This is a genomic window from Kitasatospora sp. NPDC051164 (genome assembly GCF_044455625.1).
Classification (GTDB): domain Bacteria; phylum Actinomycetota; class Actinomycetes; order Streptomycetales; family Streptomycetaceae; genus Kitasatospora.
Window position 1 is genome coordinate 114,448 of record NZ_JBITFB010000026.1, and the last position, 18,544, is coordinate 132,991.

The following is an 18,544-nucleotide window of genomic DNA, read 5'->3' on the forward strand; positions in this document are numbered from 1 at the left end:
CCCGCTCCCGGCGCAACCGACCGCCGGCACCGCCGCCGGTCCGGTGAACCCGTTGCCGTTGCACTGGTTCCAGAAGGACGCCGTCGCAGCCGCGGTCAAGGCCGTGAAGGCGGGCGGCCGGCGCGGGCGGCCGGGCGACGGTGGTGGCGGCGACCGGGTCCGGGAAGACGCTGATCGCGGCCGGGTGCGCGCGGCGCCTGGCGGCCCGGGGACGGGTGTTGGTGCTGGTGCCGACGATCGAGCTGCTGGAGCAGACCGCGGAGGCGTGGTCCCTGAAGGGCGGGCGCCGGGGCCTGGCGGTGGCGGCGTGTTCACGGGAGGAGGCGCTGGAGAGCGCTGAGGCCGGCGGCCGCGTACACGCCCAGGTCACCACCAAGGCCCCGCGGATCGCGGACCTGGTCGCCGCCGCGCGGCCGGGCGACCCGGTGACCGTGTACGCGACCTACGCGTCCCTGGAGCGCATCGTCCAGGCACACGGGGAGTGCGGCCTGCCGGCGTGGGACCTGGTCGTGGTCGACGAGGCACACCGCACCGCAGGCTCCGAGGGCAAGGCCTGGGCCGCCGTCCACGACGACGCCCAGGTCCCCGCCGTCCGGCGCCTGTACTTCACCGCCACCCCGCGGATCGCCGACGACCGCACCGCCAAGGACGGCTTGACCGACCTCACCGACATCGACCCCGATGTCGACACCCCGGCGCTGCCCGCGCTGTGCTCCATGGACGACGAGACGATCTACGGCCCCACCGTCTACACCTGGACCCTCGGCCAGGGGATCGAGCACGGCTACCTCGCCGACTACCGCGTCCTGGTGCCGGTCGTCACCGACGAGGATCTGCGCGACCTGCTCAACCTGCCCGCGGTCGCCGACCTGCGCTCCCAGCGCTCGAACGAGGACCTGCTGCGCCTGGCGTTGCAGGTCGCGGTGCTGCGGGCGGTCGCGGATCTGGAGCTGCGGCGGGTGATCACGTTCCACTCGCGGGTGGCCGGGGCGCGGGAGTTCGCCGCGGATCTGCCGGCGGCGGCCGCGCTGCTGAAGGACGCGGACCGCCCCGAGCGGATCTGGGCGAAGGCGGTCGCCGGCACCGACCGCCTGCGGGACCGCCGCCAGGCGTTCGCGGAGTTCAAGGCCCACACCGGCGACGACGGCGAAGAGTGCGGCATCCTCTGCAACAGCCGGCTGTTGACGGAGGGGATCGACGTCGCCGCCGTGGACGCGGTCTGCTTCGCCGACCCCAAGAGCTCGGTGATCGACATCGTGCAGGCCGTCGGGCGGGCGCTGCGCCAGTCCTACGGCAGGGCAAGGTCTCCTGGGTCATCATCCCCGTCTACCTCCCCACCCGCTGGTCGGGGACGAGACGGCCGGCGCGGACCCGGCCGAGGTCCACGACGCCGGCGCGGCGGTGAAGGACGAGGCCGACACCGAGATCGAAGCCAGCTCGTTCCGCACGATCTGGCGCGTCCTGCGCGCCCTGGCCGCCCATGACGCCCGGGTGGTGGGCCGGATCACCGAGCTGCGCGCCCACCGCGCCCAGCCCCAGCTCACCACCACGGCGCAGGCCGCCGAAGGCGCGGCCGCCGAGGCCGGGGAAGGCGAGCAGCAGCCGGCGGTGGTGGAGTCGCCGGTGGACTGGCTGCGGATCGACGCCCGCCGGCACGCGGCGCGGATCCTCCAGACGGTGAAGCTGCGGGCGTTCAACCCGCGGGCCGTCGAGTGGCAGCGCATGCACGGCCTGGCCAGCCGGTTCCACCTTGAGCACGGCCACCTCGACCCCCCCGACAAGGAGGTGTACGGCGAGCTGATCTCCTGGCTCGACCGGCAGCGCTACCTGAACGGCCAGGGCCTGCTCGATGCCGCGCGCGTCTCGGAGCTGGACGCGCTCGGCATGATCTGGTCCAAGCACGCCAACGCCTGGGAGCGCGGCTACGCCTGCTGCGCAAACAGGACAAGGCCCACACCGACGGGAAGCTGACCGACCGGCAGACCGCGCTCCTGGACGCCCTGCGCCGGCACGCCGAGACCGTGATGGGCTGACCTGACCAGGCGGTGACCGCCCCCCCGCTCCGAGGACACCGGCGACAGCGAGGACCAGGAGCGGCCGGAGCGGCAGCACGCGGTGAACGCGCTGCTCGCCGAGGCGTCCGAGGCGGGCCGTGTGGCGGCGGGGTGGGTGCGCGGGCTGGGGCTGGGTCGAGGCGCTCGGCGACGGCTGGGGCACCTACATCCAGGGCCGCCTGATCATCGACGCCACCGACGGCGACCCCTGGCTGGTGGGCCGCGGTGAGGTGGCGAGGATGGAGGAGCAGGCCGATGAGGCGGCGGATCTCGGGGACGGACGGCGGTATCAGGCCGCTGCGGCCGGGTCTGGAGCCCCCCTTTGCCAGCTCGTGTGCCCGGATGGCGGTCAGGCAGGCGAGGGCGGCCATGGAAGCGGATGCGCGGGGACGGCAACGGTGCTGCTCGTCCCTTCGTGCGGAAAGGGGAAGGCGGCCGGTCGAAGCGCCGACCGCCTTCGGTGCGCCCCGATGCCGGGCGCCCGTGTCACCAGCTGACGACGGTGATCGTTCCGGCGCCGCCTTCTCGGTGCTGTGCGGCCAGGGCTTCCTGGTAGGTGACGTACTGGCGAACGGTGCCGTCAGGCAGGTTCAGCTGGTAAACGACGGTTTGTGGTGATCCTCCGCCGCAGTTGCAGGCCATTCGTTCAGTCTCCTTTCCGGGTGCTGGGGTTCGGGTCTTCTGGAAAGGGGGTGTTGGTCAGTCCAGCCACCGTGAGGCCACACCCGCCAGGTACGAGACGCTGAGCGCGGTCGCCGGTATCCGGAACCACGGGCTGCCCTCCAGGTACGCGGCACAGCCGACCGCGACGGCGGACACCCAGACGCTCGAACACCAGCCGCAGGTGATCAGATACGCGGCCTTGGACTCTTCACCGAAGCGATCGGCGACCCAGATCCTGAGACCGCCCGCGAGCGTGTCCTTGGTCAGGAAGCGGGTGACGCGGCAGGTGGCGCCGAGCGCGAGAAGGAACATGGTCAAGCTCATGGGGACAACTCCACTGACCAGGGACGCGGCAGTACGGTTGCGGGCGTGGCGGCGGGTACGGTGGCTTCGCCGCTACGCCCCCAGCGCGTCCGTCCCCCCGCCGTGCGGGGGCGGGGGGACGGACCTTCGAGGTGGGCCGCTCATCTGCGGACGATGAGGTCAGGCCTCACCCGGCTCGGCCACCAGTACCGGTCCGCGATCCACGTCCCGGGCCGGACAGGGCCGGTCCGGTCACTGCTGCGGCTGGCAGGGCAGCAGGGTGGCGGTCGACTGCAGCGTCGTGCCGCCGACGGTGGCGGTCGCGGTGAAGGTGCCGGACTGAACCTGAAGCAGGTTCAGTCCGGTGGTGAGGGTCGCGATCCCGGACGCGTCCGTCACCGCCGAGCCCACCGGCTGTCCGGCGATGAGGAAGGTCACCGCCACGCCGGCGGCCGCGGGAGTGAGCTGGGCCTGCAGTGTGGCGGTGACGGGGTACGGCTGCCCGTGCGAGGGATTTGCCAGCGCGTGCTCCCAGTGGCTCCGCCAGCAGGACGGCAGCGCCTGCAGGCTCGCGGCGGGGCCGCCTACGGTGACGGTGATGGTGACCGGGGCGGAGACGACGTTGGTGCAGGTGCAGGTGGTGCCGGCCGCGGTGACGGTGGCGGTCAGCGACACCGGTCCGGCGGTGGGGAAGGTGATCGACCCGGTGGCGATTCCGAGTGCGTTGGTGGTGGCGGTGACCGGGGTGGCCCCGTCGCCGTTGAAGGTGACCGTTGCACCCGGAACGGGCACGCCGTTGCACAGGACCACCGCGGACACGACGGTGGGCTGGCCGGCGACCACCGGTACCACCGGCGACAGCAGGAGCACCAGGCAGGTCGGCGGCGTGGTCACCGTGATGGTGACCGGGGTGGAGACGACGTTGGTGCAGGTGCAGGTGGTGCCGGCCGCGGTGACGGTGGCGGTCAGCGACACCGGTCCGGCGGTGGGGAAGGTGATCGACCCGGTGGCGATTCCGAGTGCGTTGGTGGTGGCGGTGACCGGGGTGGCCCCGTCGCCGTTGAAGGTGACCGTTGCACCCGGAACGGGCACGCCGTTGCACAGGACCACCGCGGACACGACGGTGGGCTGGCCGGCGACTATCGGGCCGACCACCGGCTGGATGATGACCACCGAACAGCTCGGCGGCGCCGGCACGGTGACCGTGATCGGCGCGAAGGTGCAGGCCGCACAGGTGCCGGCGGCGGGGGTGAAGCTGACCCCCACCGCCTGACCGGCCGTCAGCGCCAGTCCCAGACTTGCCGGACCGACCACGCCGTTGACCACCGGGGCGGTGACCGTGGCCCCGCCCGGCAGGGTGTAGGTCAGGGTGCCGTTGATGGAAACCAGGCCGGCGCTGCAGGTCAGGGTGGTCCCGGCGGTCACGAGGCCGCCGACGGCGATCGACAGCGTCGTGGAGATGGTCCCGGCCGGCGCCGCGTTGACGGTGACCGTGCCGCTGTCGGCCCCGACCACGGTGTTGACGGCATCCAGGTAGGTCACCAGGACCAGCTGCGCGCCGGAGCCGACAGCCGTGAACGTCACCGGTCCGGCGGCGCCGGCGACCACCGGCAGCGACTGCGGGGCGGCGCCGTCATAGAAGAAGACAGCGGTGACGGCCCCCGCGGGCGCGCCGGTGGCCGTGGCGGTGAAGGCGGAACACGCCGCCACGGGGGTGGGAACGATGGTTACTGCCATGTGAGCAGCCCCTTGAGTGAGTCGGGAGTGGGGCTGCCCGAATACGGCCGCGCCAGTTGGTGCGGCCGACGAATTCCACCTGTCAGGGTGCCCGTGCATGGGGAAGGTGACCCGTCAAGCGATCACCACCCCGACGCCCCGACAGGGGAATGGGCACCCCACAGTCGGTCACCCGCCATTACAACTACGCCGGCCGGCAAAGGCCATACTCCCCCGATCGAATAACCCGTATGAACCAACGTTCGGAACACCACCACACCCAACAGTCGCTCCAGCCACGGAACTTGCACCGCACGGGGCGCACTGCACGACTCCGCACGCCCCGTTGCCGCCATACTGACCGCCTGCCGGAGCAGTACGCCAGCAGTTGCCGGCGGGGACGAGCGGCGATCAACCCGGCCATGTACTCCAGCGCCCGCCCTTGCGGCTCCGATCTGGTGAAACGCGACGCAAAGCGGGCATGCAACCCCGCCGGCGCCGCCTTCCACTCCTCGACCTGCCCCACCCCAAGCTGCTCGAGGTCGGCCAGGCGGGCCGCGCTGGCCTTCACGGTCATCAGCATCCGGGCGACCAGCGGGTGGGCATCGGCGATGCCCTGGAGGTCGCGGATGCGCTGCCGGGCGGCGCGCTCGCCGGTGTCGGCCAGGGCGAACAGCAGCCGCGGGAAGACCACGTAGTGCTGCTGCCAGGCCAGCAGAACGCTCTGCGCGCCCGCGGTGCGCCGCAGGTGGGGCGGGATCGGGTGGTACTCGCGGAAGCGGGCGTAGCCGATCAGCTTGGCGGCGAGCTTCTCGCTGGCCATCGTGCCGCGGTCGACCTCGACGAATGCCCGGCACAGCCTCCGGCCGCCCGCGACGGCGGTGTAGTGCAGCAGGCCGTCGGCGATGACGGCGCCGTCCCGGCCTTCGCCGTAGCGGTGGTAGACCTCCGGCAGGAAGTCCAGCGGTCGACACTCGTCACCGGCCTTGCGGGCGCCGGCGACGAAGGCGGCCTGGGTGCGGGTGACGGCCAGGATGTGCCCGACCCGCAGCCGCGCCTCGGTCTTGTCCTCGGGCAACGGCAGGGAGGCCACGCCCTCCAGTTCCGGGAAGCGGGCGGCGATCCGCGCGCCCCGCTCGGTCAGGAACCAGGCCCGCAGCCGTCCGCCTGCGGGAGGAGGACGTCCTCGACCAGGCCCTCCTTCGTCAGCCGGCGCAGCCGTCGACGCATCAGCTCCGGCTGGCTGTCGGGGGTGTGCAGGAGGCGCAGCTGCTCGGCCGTGGCCATCCGGAACTGGTACAGCGCGGCCACGACCTGGTGGTCGATCTCGGGCGGCATCGCCATCACGGGCTCCTCACGATCGGGTGCCCACCGCCCCGGTGGCGGCAAGCACCCGTAGGTAAGCCCGCGCCTCTCACCACTTTTCTTACCAAGATCGGCCCATCCGGTCGCGATCCGACAACGGGTGCACTAACTGGTGCGAGGTCAGCAGCCGTCGTGAGTGGCCGTCAAGGCGAAACTCACCGCCCCGACAACCCTGTCCTTCCCCTTCCTGTCCTTGGCTTTGTGGGTGGTGGTTGGCTGGTTGGGTGGGGCGGTGGCGGTGAGAGTCGCTGCGGTCGGCGACGCGCAGCTACTGATGGCCCGACTCGCGGCGTCAGCGATCGGCCGAGCCACCGCCGCGCTGCTGGACGTGGACCTGCAACTCGCCGAAGACGTGATCGCCGCCGACGCGCAGCTCGATGCTATGCGGCGCGATTTGGACGAGAGCGTGATCAGTGTGCTGGCCCGCCAACAACCGGTCGCCACCGATCTGCGCATTCTGGTATCGGCGCTGCAGACCGGTGCCGATCTGGAGCGCGCCGGCGACCTGGCCCGACACGTCGCCGAACTGGCCCGGCGCCGCTACCCGGACCCGGTGGTCCCGGCCGAGCTGCACGCCGTGATCCAGGAGATGGGATGCCTCGCGCAGCACCTGATGGCCAAGTCCGCCGACATCCTCGCCACCCGTGAGGTCGAGCAGGCGCTGGCGCTGGAGAGCGCCGATGACCGGATGGACGATCTGCACCGGGCCCTCTTCCAGCACCTGCTGGATGGGCGTTGGCAGCACGGTGTGCAGAGCGCTGTGGATGTCACCCTGGCCGGTCGCTTCTACGAGCGTTTCGCCGACCACGCCGTCCATGTTGCCGAGCACACGATCTACCTCATCACCGGCGCCAGGGCCGACGACCTGCCGCCCGAGGTAGCCCATCCCGACCGTCCGTGACCACCGGTGCGGAATGAACAGCATCTCCGACTTTATACAGTGCCTTAAACGAGGAACTGCTGCGCCACGCGCTGCAGATCGCGGTGCTGCGCGCGGTCGCCGACCTGGACCTGCGAAGGGTGATCACCTTCCATTCCCGGGTGGCCGGGGCGCGGGAGTTCGCGGACACCCTGACCACGGCCGCCGCCCTGCTGAAGGACGCGGACCGTCCCGAACGGCTGACCGCGCTCGCCGTGGCCGGCACCGACAGGCTCAAGGACCGCCGGGCCGCGTTCGCGCCACCGGCGAGGACGGCGAACAGTCCTGCATCATCTGCAACAGCCGGCTCCTGACCGACGGCATCAACGTCGCCGCCATCGACGCCGTCTGCTTCGCAGACCCCAAGTCCTCCGTGATCGACATCGTCCAGGCCGTGGGCCGGGCGCTGCGCCAGTCATACCGGCAGGGCAAGGTGTCCTGGGTCATCATCCCGGTCTACCTGCCCACCCCCGGGATGGGCGACGACACGGGCGGCCGCGGACCCGGCCGAGGTCCACGACGCCGGCGCGGCGGTGAAGGCGGAGGCCGACGCCGAGATCGCCGCTCGACCTGCCGAGCCTGGGGAACAGCCGCAGCTGCTGGACCGCCTGGCAGCGGTGCCCGATCCGCGCCGGACCAAGGGGCGCCGCCACCCCCTCGCCTTCATCCTCGCACTCGCCGCGCGTGCGCGGTGCTGGCCGGCGCGAAATCCCTGACCGCGATCGCGGAGTGGGCCGCCGACGCCCCAGCGGCCGTGCTCACCGCCCTCGGAGCCCCGAACCGCGAACCGTCCGGCCCCACCGCCCCGGCCGAAGCCACCGTGCGCCGGATCCTGCAGTGCGCCGACGGCAACGCCCTCGACGCGGCGATCGGGGCCTGGCTCACCGCCCGCGACGCCGACCGTCCGCCGCCCGACCAGGAACCGGGCCGGCGTGCTCGCCGCTCGCTGGCCGTGGACGGCAAGACCGTTTGGGGCGCCCGTCGTGCCGACGGCACCCAGGTCCACCGGCACCGGCCTGGTTGCCGCCCAATGGGAGGTGCTCCAAGACCAACGAGATTACCGTCTTCAAGCCGATGCGCGTCGGGCTCGACCTGGCCGGCACCGTGGCCACCTTCGACGCGTTATGCCGACGTCGGCATACTGTAAGGGCATCGGCGGTGACGACCACGCCGCGCAGGTCGCGACCCCTTCGTGGCTTCGACAATCTTGATCATCATGAGTCGCGTTCGCCATTTCCATTCGGGTGAATCGCCCATGCACCGCCAGGCCGGGGCGAACCACTCATCTCGCCACCGGAGAACGCATCAGCCCTGGTCACGAACCGGGCGTGCTCACGAATCGAGGTCAATACCTTGATTGTTGTATCGGGGCGGCGATCCCGCTGCTAGTTTGACTTTCCGTGCGCTTCGAAAGCTGGGGCTCGGAATCCGCTGAGCCTATTGGGTTTGCGCGCGACCAGGAGGGGAAAGCATGACGTTCCTGTCAAGGCGGTCGTTGGGACTTGGGCTCGCAGCTGCAGCAGCCGCAATCGCCATCATGGGTCCGGGCACGATCGCCTCGGCCAGCACATCGTCCCCGGCGTCGTCATCAGCGGGGAATGCGTGGGTTCAGCAGCAGATCAAGGATCAGTTGAAGCGGCTTCCTGGTGGAGTGGTCAACGGCAACTCGATCCACTACGCCAGCGGTGATGTCACGCTGACATACGTTCCGAAGGCCGGCCCTGGCACTGTGGCGCCGCATGCCGCGTTCAACTGCCCCGACCACAACCTGTGCCTGTACACCGACACCTACTTCGCCTACGGCTACCTGGCCTTCACGACAGGCTCAGAGTGGTGCCCGGGGGACCCGAACCACGGCATGGGCGCTACAATCCCCACTCAACAATATGGACTCATGGGAAAGATACGCTCCGTTTACAACGCGGGACCGTACTACGTGAGGGGTTACAATTGGCACACTAACTGGGGTTCGGTTGTCTATGATATCTACTACAACTTGAACCCAAATGGGGATTTCAACACCCAGACGAACCCGGTTGCGGATTACATTCAAACCTGTTCGTCGACTGGGCAATTCACCGCCAAGTAGCGGCAGATCAGCCAGCTCGGCAAGCTTAGTCCTGCCAGGTGACATCGCTACTCTTTACGTTGCCCTAGTCCGGGGGTGCATCTCCCAGGTCGAGAGTGCACCCTCCTCGCGGAATGCCGCGCTGTTCACCCAACTAGGCCGTGACCGCAAACGAGATCCTGTCTAAAGCCCGCCACGCTCACGCGAGCGTCGGCCAGTCCAAGCATAAACAGGCAGGATCGCGCCATGTACGTGATGTCCTGCTCCTCTTCTTCTCAATGCTCTATTTGTTTTGTTGTATCGGGGCGGCGATCCCGCTGCTAGTTTGACTTTCCGTGCGCTTCGAAAGCTGGGGCTCGGAATCCGCTGAGCCTATTGGGTTTGCGCGCGACCAGGAGGGGAAAGCATGACGTTCCTGTCAAGGCGGTCGTTGGGACTTGGGCTCGCAGCTGCAGCAGCCGCAATCGCCATCATGGGTCCGGGCACGATCGCCTCGGCCAGCACATCGTCCCCGGCGTCGTCATCAGCGGGGAATGCGTGGGTTCAGCAGCAGATCAAGGATCAGTTGAAGCGGCTTCCTGGTGGAGTGGTCAACGGCAACTCGATCCACTACGCCAGCGGTGATGTCACGCTGACATACGTTCCGAAGGCCGGCCCTGGCACTGTGGCGCCGCATGCCGCGTTCAACTGCCCCGACCACAACCTGTGCCTGTACACCGACACCTACTTCGCCTACGGCTACCTGGCCTTCACGACAGGCTCAGAGTGGTGCCCGGGGGACCCGAACCACGGCATGGGGAGCACTCTCCGCCTGTCTAACTACGGCCTTGCGGGTTCGATTAGGTCCGTGTTCAATCCAACATTGTATTACGCTCGTGGGTATAATGTGAGCAGGAATGCTTTCGGGACGCCGGTTTGGATAGCAGCTAAGTGGACACTCAACCCTAATGGCGACCTCAACACATCGACAGATCCCAATACCAACGAGATTGGAACCTGTCCGTCCCTGTCGCAGCTCTAGCCTCGATCTTTCGTGACGGTCCGTCGGTTCATCCGGCGGGCCGTTTCGGTTTGTCGGGCTGGTGGTGGACAGGCTGATGGCCCGGCTGTCGCGTCGGGTGGGCGCCGGTTTCCACAGCTCCGGATGGTGGGGATGATCGTTGAGGTGAGGTGTTGTTGCTGGTCAGCCGGGGTTCGGCAGGGCTTGCAAGCGCTCGAACGCGGTGGTGATCATGTCGGTCCAGGGCCAGTGGCGGGCGAGGCGGAGGTAGCGGCGGCGGCCGGTGGTGACGAGCTGGGCGGCGGCGGAGAACAGCCGCAGGCGCTTGGGCTCCCATCGCTGCGCGTCGCCGGTCAGGGCGAGCATCGGCATCCAGGCCAGCAGGTCGAGGGCGAGCTGGACGATCTCCAGCCAGACCTGGTTCTGAGCGGCGTCGTGGAGGGGGAGGTTGCGCAGGCCGGTGTCGCGGGCGGCACGGATCCGGTCCTTGGCCCTGGCCCGACGGCGGTGCCGCAGCTCCAACTGGGCGATCGGCGTGCCGGTGGTGTTCGTGGCGAAGCAGGTCAGCCGCATCCCGTCCGCGTCGGTGAACCGCAACTGCGCTCCCGGGTGCGGCCGTTCCTTGCGCACGATCAGCCGCATCCCCGCCGGCCAGCCCTTGAGAACGTCCCCGGCGAGTTCGGCGACCCAGGCACCGTCACGGACCTGGTCACCGGGCTCGACCGCCGGCGTCCAGGCCGAAGCCGGCACCAGCAGAACAGCCTGATGAACCTGGTCGGTGATCGTCATTCCCACCGAGTAGGACAGCCACCGTCCGCGTGCGTCGAGCCAGTTCACGAACGCGTGGGTGCCGCCGCCGGAGTCCGTGCGGATGAGCGTGCGCCGTCCGCGTCGGTATGTCTTCGGCAGCTGGGTCAGTGCGAGGCAGGCGGCTTCGATGTGGTCGACGGCGGTGTTGCTGCCCGCGTTCCCCGGTCTCAGCACGGCGGCGACCGGCTCCCCGGACCCGGCCGGGCCGTGGTCGACGAACGCCATGAGCGGGTGGTGGCCGTAGGTCTTCTTCCAGGTCGCGGCCGCGGCTTCCTTGTCGGAGTGCGCGATGACGAGCACCCCGTCGATGTCCACGGTCACCTGGCCGTCCGCGCCCGGGGCTGTCTGCCCGGCCAGCTGCCACACACGCTCGCGGACATCGGCTCGAGCCCGGCGGACGGCCGCGAGCGCACGGGGACCGGCTGCCGACAGCGTGTCGATGAGCCGCGAAACGGTCGGATCGGAGGCGACCGGCCCGAACACGCCGGGCTCGGCCCGCAGCGTCGCGACGTCGGCCAGGCAGTCGCCGCCCAGCGCCACGGCCAGCGCGACATCCAGCAGGATCTTGCCGGGATCGTGCACCGCCCGGGGCTTGCGCCACGGCACGAGCGCCTCGGACACGGCGATATCGAGTCCCGACCTGCGGACCGTCTCAACCAGCAGCAGCCCGCCGGCTTGCGAGACCACCCCGGCACCACCACCCGAGACCCGGATACGCGGGTACGACCCGCTACGCTGACTCACCTGGGAAGTGCCTCCGACAGTGGCAGGAACAAGGACCTCGATAATCCTCATTCTTGCTGGTCAGAGGCACTTTCTGCTTTTCTGACCACCCGTCGGACAGCCCGCTTCATGAAAGCGCGAGGCTAGACGCTATCGCCGAGCTGGGACGACAGGCGTTTCGGCTGCCGAACGCCGCACGAGGCCAGTACGCGGCACCCCGGCCGGCGGCTGCGGTGTCGGCCGACCGGCCGCATCCAGCCTCGTCGCGGGCTTGGGCAGTTGCACCCTGGAGACATGAGCCCCCGGGGATCCGCACAGGTGAGGCTGCCGCACGTCGAGCCGATGCTGGCGTCGGCCGGCCCACTGCCGTCCGGGACCGGGTGGATGGGGGAGGTGAAATGGGATGGGGTGCGGTGCCTGGCCTACGTGCCCGAGGCCTCGCCGGTGCGGCTGGTCGGCCGCCACGCCACGGACTTCACCGACCGGTTCCCGGAGGTGGCCGAGGCCCTGACGCTCCGCGGACCCCTGATCCTGGACGGCGAGCTCGTGGTCATGCGCGCAGGCCGCCCCTCGTTCGCCGCGCTGCAGGGCCGTGTCCACCGCACGAGCCCCGCCGCAGTACGGGCCGGCGCAGCGAATACGCCAGCCCTGTTCGTGGCGTTCGACTTGCTGCACACCGGGGAGCAGTCACTGCTCACGGAACCGTACGTGCGGCGGCGCGAGCTGCTGGAGGGCCTGGAGCTGGAGCGTCCGGGCCTGCGGGTCCCGCCGGCGTGGGACTCGGTGGCCGAGGCCTACGGATGGACACGGGAGCACGCACTGGAAGGTGTCGTCGCAAATTCCCTGTTGAATCTGCGTGTTGATGCAGGTCAAGAGGGAGGTCTGTGGTGCCAAGGTGGCGTGTCTACTGGGTGCCGGCGAGGCGGGTCGTCGAGCCCGAACGGGTGCCGGCGCTGGGCGGTTGGGAGGACTTGGAGGAGCGCGAGTCGCGGGCGGGGATCCGTCCAGGGACACCGATCCTGCTCTCGCCCAGCCGTCAGATCGACGGACGCCTGAGCCAGTTTCTGGCCCGCTCGTCGTTTGCGCGGCTGGAACCGGAGACGAAGCGGAACTACACAACCGACTATTGCGTCTTCTTTGATTTCCTCTGGAGCCGGGAAAAGAGCTGGGACGAGGCGACTCCCGGCGATCTGTGGGATTTCGAGGACTGGCGCGTGCGGTCCATGCGCAATCCGCAGAGGGTGGGCGGCGCTCGCTGGAACCGGGGTCTTGCCGCTTTGGGCCGCTTGTACTCCTGGGCCGTCAAGCAGGGGCATGTTCCGTCGAGTCCGATTGAAACGCGGCAGGGAATCGGGCGCCACGGACAGGTCGTACGTGTGCCGGCCGCCCGGGCCAAGGATTCGAGGGCAAGCAACGTGCGCTGGTTGACGCCCCGGACGTTCCGGCGCTGGGTTGACGTCGGCCTGCGCGGTTTCCCCGCAGACGGGGCACCCGACACTGCCCCGGCCGGCCGCCTGGCCGATCGGAATTCGGCGTTCGCGAATCTGCTCTTCTCCTCTGGCGTCCGGCTGACCGAGGGCGCCTCCCTTCTCACCCTGGAGATCCCGCGGTTGGCCTTGCGGGAGCGCCGGTACTACGCGAGCCGGCTGGCCCCGGTGGTGACGAAGTCCAAGCGGGCTCGCACCGAGTCTGTCGCCATCCGGCTGAAACAGTCCACCGTCATCGCGCCCGGCTGCCAAGAGCGTTCGCCTCGCCGTTCGTCGGGGTGTTTCGATCACGCGGCGAGGGCCGGTCTGCCGCCCCACCGCAGGCCCTTCTCGCTGCGGATTCGGGCGCGCTCACGCCGTTGGGCTTCCAGTACGTCGGGGTGGCGGGCGTTGGCGTTGCGCCAGCGCAGGTAGGCGTGCAGTGCGCGGGTCTGGACGGTGTGGTTGGGGTGGTTGGAGTTGGCGAGCGTGAACTGCGAAGTGCGCCTCGATCGGGTTGGCCCAGGAGGCGTTGGTCGGGGTGAAGCACAGGTGGACGTTGTTGTTCTTCGCCCAGCGGAGGATCTTCTTGCCGTTGTGGGCGGAGAGGTTGTCCAGGATCACGTAGACCGGGGCGCCGTCCGGGCGAGTGGCCCGGATCAACCTCAGCGCGGCCAGGGTGTTCGCGGTGCCCTTGCGGCGACGGTTGACTCCCCAGAGGGTGTCGTCGCCGACGGAATAGCAGCCGTGGAAGTACGTCACGCCGTGAGTCCGGTGGTAAGTCGCCGGAAGCCGGTCCGGCCTGGCCTGTTCAGCCCAGCAGGTGCCGGCGGTGGGGCGGATGCCGAGCGGGCCGAACTCGTCGAACGCGAAGGTGCGGTTGGGGAAGTGCTCCAGGACGTGCTCGATCCGGTCGAGCTTGGCGTCGTAGGCGGGGTCGGTCGACTCCTTCCACGTCTTGGTGCGCTGGAAGGTGACGCCGCGGCGGGCGAGCAGGCAGCGCAGGGCTTCGCGGCCGATGCGGATCACACGGCCGTGGACGCGGCGGGGGTAGGCGAGCAGTTTGCGGATGGACCAGCGGGTGAAAGGCTGGCCGAGCTTGGCCGGGCGGGTGGTGGCCGTCTGGACGACGAAGTCCTCGTCGTCAGAGCTGAGCAGGCGGGGACGGCCTCTCGCCCACTGAGGGTCCAGACAGGCCAGGCCGATCTCGTTGAACCGGTGGATGACATCCCGCACGGTGTCCTCGTCCGCCTGCACGAGCCTGGCGATCACCGGCACCCGGTTGCCGCCGGCCGAGGCCAGCAGCGTCATCGCCCGCCGGTAGCGCACCGAACTGGTGCTGCCCCGCCGCACGATCCGCTGTAACCGCTGGCTCTCCTGGTCGGTCAGTCTCCGGACCTTGACCGGCTCCGCCACCACGCCTCCCCCACACCGATCGGATGTCCGTCCGACATCCAACCGGTTTAGGCACCGCCACCACCAATCCGAGTATCAGCAGCACCTGTCTGCGTGTCGAGGTGGGCTGGCAGGGTCGCTCTGCCCGTGGTGGGCAGCCGATGTGGGGATTCGGCTGTCGGAGGTGGGCGGGGGCTGGTAGGTGTGGAGCCCTGTGAGGGGCCGATAGTTCTCGTCTGTGCGGGGGTGGTGTTGTGGCTCGGATCGTGTGTGTGCACGGGATGGGGCAGCAGGTGCAGGGGGAGGACCGGCTGCGGGCGGTGTGGTGGCCGGCATTGAGTGACGGTCTGCGCCGGGCCGGGGCCGCTGGCCTGGTGACGGCGTCGGATGTCGCGATGGGCTTCTACGGGGACCTGTTCCGCCCGGCCGGTCAGATGCTCTCCGCCGGGGACATGCCGTATACGGTTCAGGACGTCGAGGAGGGCTTCGAACGGGAGCTGCTTGCGGCGTGGTGGCGGGCAGCGGCCGAGGTGGACGCGGGGGTGGTGCCGCCGGAGGCGGTGGACACGCTGGTGTCGACGCCGCGGTCGGTCCAGGCCGCGTTACGGGCGCTGTCGGGGTCACGGTTCTTCGCGAACGTCGCGCTGCGGGCGATGGTCAGTGACCTGAAGCAGGTCCGTGGCTACTTGATGGATGACCGGGTGCGTGAGCGGGTGCGCGGCCGGGTGGCCGCGGGGATCGGTGCGGACACGCGGGTGGTGGTGGCGCATTCGCTGGGTTCGGTGGTGGCGTACGAGGCGTTGTGCGCGCTGCCGGGGCACGGAGTGCGGGCGCTGGTGACGATCGGCTCGCCGCTGGGGATCCGCCATCTGGTCTTCGACCGGCTCCGGCCCGCCCCCGACGAAGCAGGCCGGCAGGCGCGCGGGCAGTGGCCGGGCGGCGACGGGCTGGTGTGGACGAACCTGGCCGGCACGGGGGACGTGGTGGCGCTGGTGAAGGATCTGCGGCCGCTGTTCGGCGAGCGGCTGCGCTCGGGGGTGCTGGAGAACGGCATGCACGCGCACGACGCGACCGCCTATCTGACCGACGCGCTGTGTGGGCGGGCGATCGCGGATGGCCTGGCGTGAGCGATGAGCAGGACGGCGGGCAGGGGCCGCGGCGGTTCCTGATCGCCGCGGCGGTGGCTGACTACCCGAAGAACCGCGAGTGGAACCGGCCTGGTCTGGTGGAGGCACGTGAGCGGGTCGTCGACGTGTTCACCAACCGCCTCGGCTACCACCTGCACGACCCGCTTCCGCTCAGCCCGACCAGGCAGCAGCTGACGGATGCCCTGCGCGCGTTCTGCCTCTCGCCGCAGCGGCAGGAGGACGACCTGCTGGCGGTATACCTGTCCTGTCACGGCGAGGTTCTCGACGATGGCGGCGAGCACGTCCTGCTCACCTCCGACACCGACCCCGAAGACCTGACCTACACGGCGCTGCCGACCGCGGAGCTGACGCGGGCGATGCTGCGCGGCACCCGGATTCGGCGGGTCCTGCTGCTGCTGGATGCCTGCTACGTCGGCCAGGGCGGCAACCAGATGGCCGCCGCGGCCCTGGAGCGTCTCGGGGAGAGCTGGGGCAGAAGTTCTGGGTCCGGTCTGGTGGTCGTCTCGTCCGCCCAGCCCCACCAGCAGGCGGTGGCGGGCCTGTTCCCAGAGTTGCTGGAGGCCGCGGTGAGCGGCCTGTCGGTTGCGGGATACGGCCCGGACACGCTGTCGGTGAACGCGGTGGTGCAGCACATCAACAACTCCCCTGACTTGCCTCAGTATCAGCGGATCGGCCTGGCGATGGTGGGTCTGGACGGCGAGCCGCCGGCCTTCTTCCCCAACCCCCGCCACGACATCCGGCTGAACGAGGTCGACCTCGCACTGCAGCAGGCCGCCGCCTTCGACGAGCAGGACCGCAGGCGGGAGACCGAGTTCACCTCGCGGCTGCTGGTACGCGCCATGGGCTTCTACGGCGAGGCCGAGCCCCCGGCGTGGTGGTTCAGCGGTCGCCACACCGCGCTCCACGACCTGGCCGCCTGGCTCAACACCCCCACCGACAGCGACGAATCGGTATGCCGGGTGGTCACCGCCGCCCCGGGCTCGGGCAAGACCGCCGTGCTCGGTCTGGTCGCCGCCCTCGCTCACCCCGAACGACACCGCACCGTCCCCCTCGACGCCCTCGGTCTGCCGCAAGGTCTGCTCACCCCCGGCGTGGTCGATGCCGCCGTCTACGCCCAGCGCCTGACCGACACCGACGTCCTGGACGCCCTCTGCGCCGCCGCCCGTGTCCACGCCGGCACCGTCGGCGAACTCCTCGACGCCCTCGACCGCCAACAGCGCCAGCGTCCGCTGACCGTCCTCATCGACGCCCTCGACGAAGCCGCCACCCCCGCCAGCCTGTGCACCACGATCCTGCGCCCCCTGACCGAGCACTCCCGCGGCCGCATCCGCCTGCTCCTGGGCACCCGCCCCTACCTCCTGCCCCGCCTGGGCACCGACCCCGCACACATCATCGACCTCGACAGCCCCCGCTACGCCGACCCGAAGGCCCTCACCCTCTACGCCGCCCGCACCCTGCTCCAGGCCCACCGCACCTCCCCCTACCGCGACCACCCCGCCGCCGTCAGACCCGTCGCCTGGGCGGTCGCCCATGCCGCCAGCCACTCCTTCCTCATCGCCCGCATCACCGCCAGCACCCTCGCCGCCACCCCCACCATCCCCGACCCCAGCGACCGCGCCTGGCGCGCCGGCCTGCCCCGCCACGCCGGCGACGCCATGCGCCACGACCTCCACCAACGCCTCGGCCCCCACGCCCAGCGCGCCACCGACCTCCTTCGCCCCCTCGCCTACGCCCAAGGCCAGGGCCTGCCCTGGGAAGACATCTGGGCACCCCTCGCCACCGAGATCTCCGGCCGCCCATACACCGACAACGACCTACTGTGGCTGCGCCGCGAGGCCGGCTCGTACGTCGTGGAGGCGACCGAGCACGATCGCTCCGCCTACCGGCTCTACCACGAGGCGATGGCCGAGCACCTGCGCGAGAACACCGACCAGCAGGCCGTGCACACCGCCTACACCCGCGTCCTCACCGACCACGTCCCCTACCGCGCTGACGGCACCCGCAATTGGTCCCGCGCGCACCCGTACACCCTGAACCACCTCGCCCACCACGCCGCCTCGGCCGGGCTACTCGACCAGGTGCTCGCCGACAGCGAGTACCTCGTCCACGCCGCCCCCCGCGGCCTCACCCCTTACCTCCACCACGCCCACGACGACACCGCCCGCCTGGCCGCCGCCGTCTACCGCACCGGCCTTCACTTGCACCGCGACGCGACGCCGCACCTGCGGCGTCAGACCCTTGTCCTCGACGCCGTCCGCGCCGGCGCCCACGACCTGCACCGCGACCTCAGCCGCCTCATCCCACCCGGCCACTGGACACCCCTCTGGGCCAGCGGCAGCACCTTCCACCCCGCCCTGCGCGACACACTCACCGGCCACACCAACACCGTGAGGGCGGTGGCGGGCACGGCCTTCGACGGCCGCCCCATCGCCGTCACCGGCAGCGCTGACACCGTGCGGGTGTGGGACCTGGCCACCGGCCGACCCGCCGGCCAGCCCCTCACCGTCGACACTGGGGAGGTGTGGGGGGTGGCGTGCACGGTCCTCGACGGCCGCCCCGTCGCCGTCACCACTGGAACCTACGGCATGGTGCGGGTATGGGACCTGGCCACCGGCCAGCCCCTCAGCCAGCCCCTCACCGGCCACACCTACCGAGTAGGGGCGGTGGCGTGCACGGCCCTCGACGGCCGCCCCATCGCCGTCACCGGCAGCGCTGACACCGTGCGGGTGTGGGACCTGGCCACCGGCCGACCCGCCGGCCAGCCCCTCACCGGCCACACCGGCCAGGTTTGGGCGGTGGCGTGCACGGTCCTCGACGCCCGCCCCGTCGCCGTCACCACTGGAACCTACGGCATGGTGCGGGTATGGGACCTGGCCACCGGCCAGCCCCTCAGCCAGCCCCTCACCGGCCACAG

Annotated in this window: 16 protein-coding genes and 2 pseudogenes; 11 read left to right on the forward strand and 7 right to left on the reverse strand. The window is 70.3% G+C overall.

Annotated elements, in window-relative coordinates; genetic code table 11:
* The first annotated feature begins 140 nt into the window (after positions 1-140).
* Entirely contained in the window at positions 141-1,484 is a 1,344-nt protein-coding gene (locus ACIBEC_RS33500) for a DEAD/DEAH box helicase family protein (protein WP_360501046.1), read from the forward strand.
* Positions 1,402-1,971 carry a helicase associated domain-containing protein gene (locus ACIBEC_RS33505; RefSeq protein WP_360501049.1) on the forward strand — a complete coding sequence of 190 codons (570 nt, stop codon included), beginning with the start codon at positions 1,402-1,404 and terminating at the stop codon, positions 1,969-1,971. Before ACIBEC_RS33500 ends, ACIBEC_RS33505 begins: the two co-directional genes overlap by 83 nt.
* A 569-nt stretch (positions 1,972-2,540) precedes the next feature.
* Here ACIBEC_RS33505 and ACIBEC_RS33510 read toward each other — a convergent pair.
* From ACIBEC_RS33510 to ACIBEC_RS33530, 5 genes are all read right to left on the reverse strand, one after another.
* Positions 2,541-2,696 carry a hypothetical protein gene (locus ACIBEC_RS33510; RefSeq protein WP_360501052.1) on the reverse strand — a complete coding sequence of 52 codons (156 nt, stop codon included), beginning with the start codon at positions 2,694-2,696 and terminating at the stop codon, positions 2,541-2,543.
* A gap of 57 nt (positions 2,697-2,753) precedes the next feature.
* The gene (locus ACIBEC_RS33515) at positions 2,754-3,041 is read right to left on the reverse strand and encodes a hypothetical protein (protein ID WP_360501054.1); all 288 of its coding nucleotides are present in this window, start codon (positions 3,039-3,041) and stop codon (positions 2,754-2,756) included.
* A 231-nt stretch (positions 3,042-3,272) separates the two neighbouring features.
* Positions 3,273-4,757 carry a hypothetical protein gene (locus ACIBEC_RS33520; protein WP_360501057.1) on the reverse strand — a complete coding sequence of 495 codons (1,485 nt, stop codon included), beginning with the start codon at positions 4,755-4,757 and terminating at the stop codon, positions 3,273-3,275.
* 184 nt (positions 4,758-4,941) lie between these two features.
* Entirely contained in the window at positions 4,942-5,829 is an 888-nt protein-coding gene (locus tag ACIBEC_RS33525) for a replication-relaxation family protein (RefSeq protein ID WP_360501060.1), read from the reverse strand.
* 47 nt (positions 5,830-5,876) lie between these two features.
* Complete coding sequence (locus ACIBEC_RS33530) at positions 5,877-6,080, reverse strand: replication-relaxation family protein (RefSeq protein WP_360501063.1); 204 nt, start codon at positions 6,078-6,080, stop codon at positions 5,877-5,879.
* A 295-nt stretch (positions 6,081-6,375) separates the two neighbouring features.
* On the opposite strand from ACIBEC_RS33530, the gene phoU reads away from it, so the two are divergent.
* The 5 genes from phoU to ACIBEC_RS33555 all read left to right on the forward strand — a co-directional run bounded on the left by phoU (position 6,376) and on the right by ACIBEC_RS33555 (position 10,109).
* Positions 6,376-7,002, forward strand: a complete 627-nt coding sequence (phoU, locus tag ACIBEC_RS33535; protein WP_360501127.1) for a phosphate signaling complex protein PhoU — start codon at positions 6,376-6,378, stop codon at positions 7,000-7,002.
* A gap of 83 nt (positions 7,003-7,085) precedes the next feature.
* Entirely contained in the window at positions 7,086-7,334 is a 249-nt protein-coding gene (locus ACIBEC_RS33540) for a hypothetical protein (RefSeq protein WP_360501134.1), read from the forward strand.
* An 8-nt stretch (positions 7,335-7,342) separates the two neighbouring features.
* Positions 7,343-8,167, forward strand: coding sequence for a transposase family protein (locus tag ACIBEC_RS33545; protein WP_360501129.1), 825 nt, complete (start codon positions 7,343-7,345; stop codon positions 8,165-8,167).
* A 324-nt stretch (positions 8,168-8,491) separates the two neighbouring features.
* A complete protein-coding gene (locus ACIBEC_RS33550; protein WP_360501065.1) occupies positions 8,492-9,109 on the forward strand; it encodes a peptidase inhibitor family I36 protein in 618 nt (205 codons plus the stop codon).
* Positions 9,110-9,494: 385 nt separating this feature from the next.
* The gene (locus ACIBEC_RS33555) at positions 9,495-10,109 is read left to right on the forward strand and encodes a peptidase inhibitor family I36 protein (protein WP_360501067.1); all 615 of its coding nucleotides are present in this window, start codon (positions 9,495-9,497) and stop codon (positions 10,107-10,109) included.
* A 162-nt stretch (positions 10,110-10,271) separates the two neighbouring features.
* Here the strand turns inward: ACIBEC_RS33555 and ACIBEC_RS33560 are convergent, their stop codons facing one another.
* Positions 10,272-11,642: an IS1380 family transposase gene (locus ACIBEC_RS33560; RefSeq protein ID WP_360501069.1), complete on the reverse strand. Its 1,371-nt coding sequence runs from the start codon at positions 11,640-11,642 to the stop codon at positions 10,272-10,274.
* A 363-nt stretch (positions 11,643-12,005) separates the two neighbouring features.
* On the opposite strand from ACIBEC_RS33560, the gene ACIBEC_RS33565 reads away from it, so the two are divergent.
* Both ACIBEC_RS33565 and ACIBEC_RS33570 read left to right on the forward strand, forming a co-directional pair.
* Complete coding sequence (locus ACIBEC_RS33565) at positions 12,006-12,677, forward strand: hypothetical protein (protein ID WP_360501131.1); 672 nt, start codon at positions 12,006-12,008, stop codon at positions 12,675-12,677.
* Positions 12,566-12,922 (forward strand): annotated as a pseudogene (locus ACIBEC_RS33570) (site-specific integrase); the annotation flags it as partial. The gene ACIBEC_RS33565 and the pseudogene ACIBEC_RS33570, both read left to right, overlap by 112 nt.
* A 473-nt stretch (positions 12,923-13,395) precedes the next feature.
* Here ACIBEC_RS33570 and ACIBEC_RS33575 read toward each other — a convergent pair.
* Positions 13,396-14,503, reverse strand: a pseudogene (locus ACIBEC_RS33575) (IS630 family transposase).
* Between the two features lie 260 nt (positions 14,504-14,763).
* On the opposite strand from ACIBEC_RS33575, the gene ACIBEC_RS33580 reads away from it, so the two are divergent.
* Entirely contained in the window at positions 14,764-15,609 is an 846-nt protein-coding gene (locus ACIBEC_RS33580) for a hypothetical protein (protein ID WP_396289617.1), read from the forward strand.
* A partial coding sequence (locus ACIBEC_RS33585) for a caspase family protein (protein WP_396289619.1) occupies positions 15,606-18,544 on the forward strand: 2,939 nt, incomplete at its 3' end. The genes ACIBEC_RS33580 and ACIBEC_RS33585, both read left to right, overlap by 4 nt.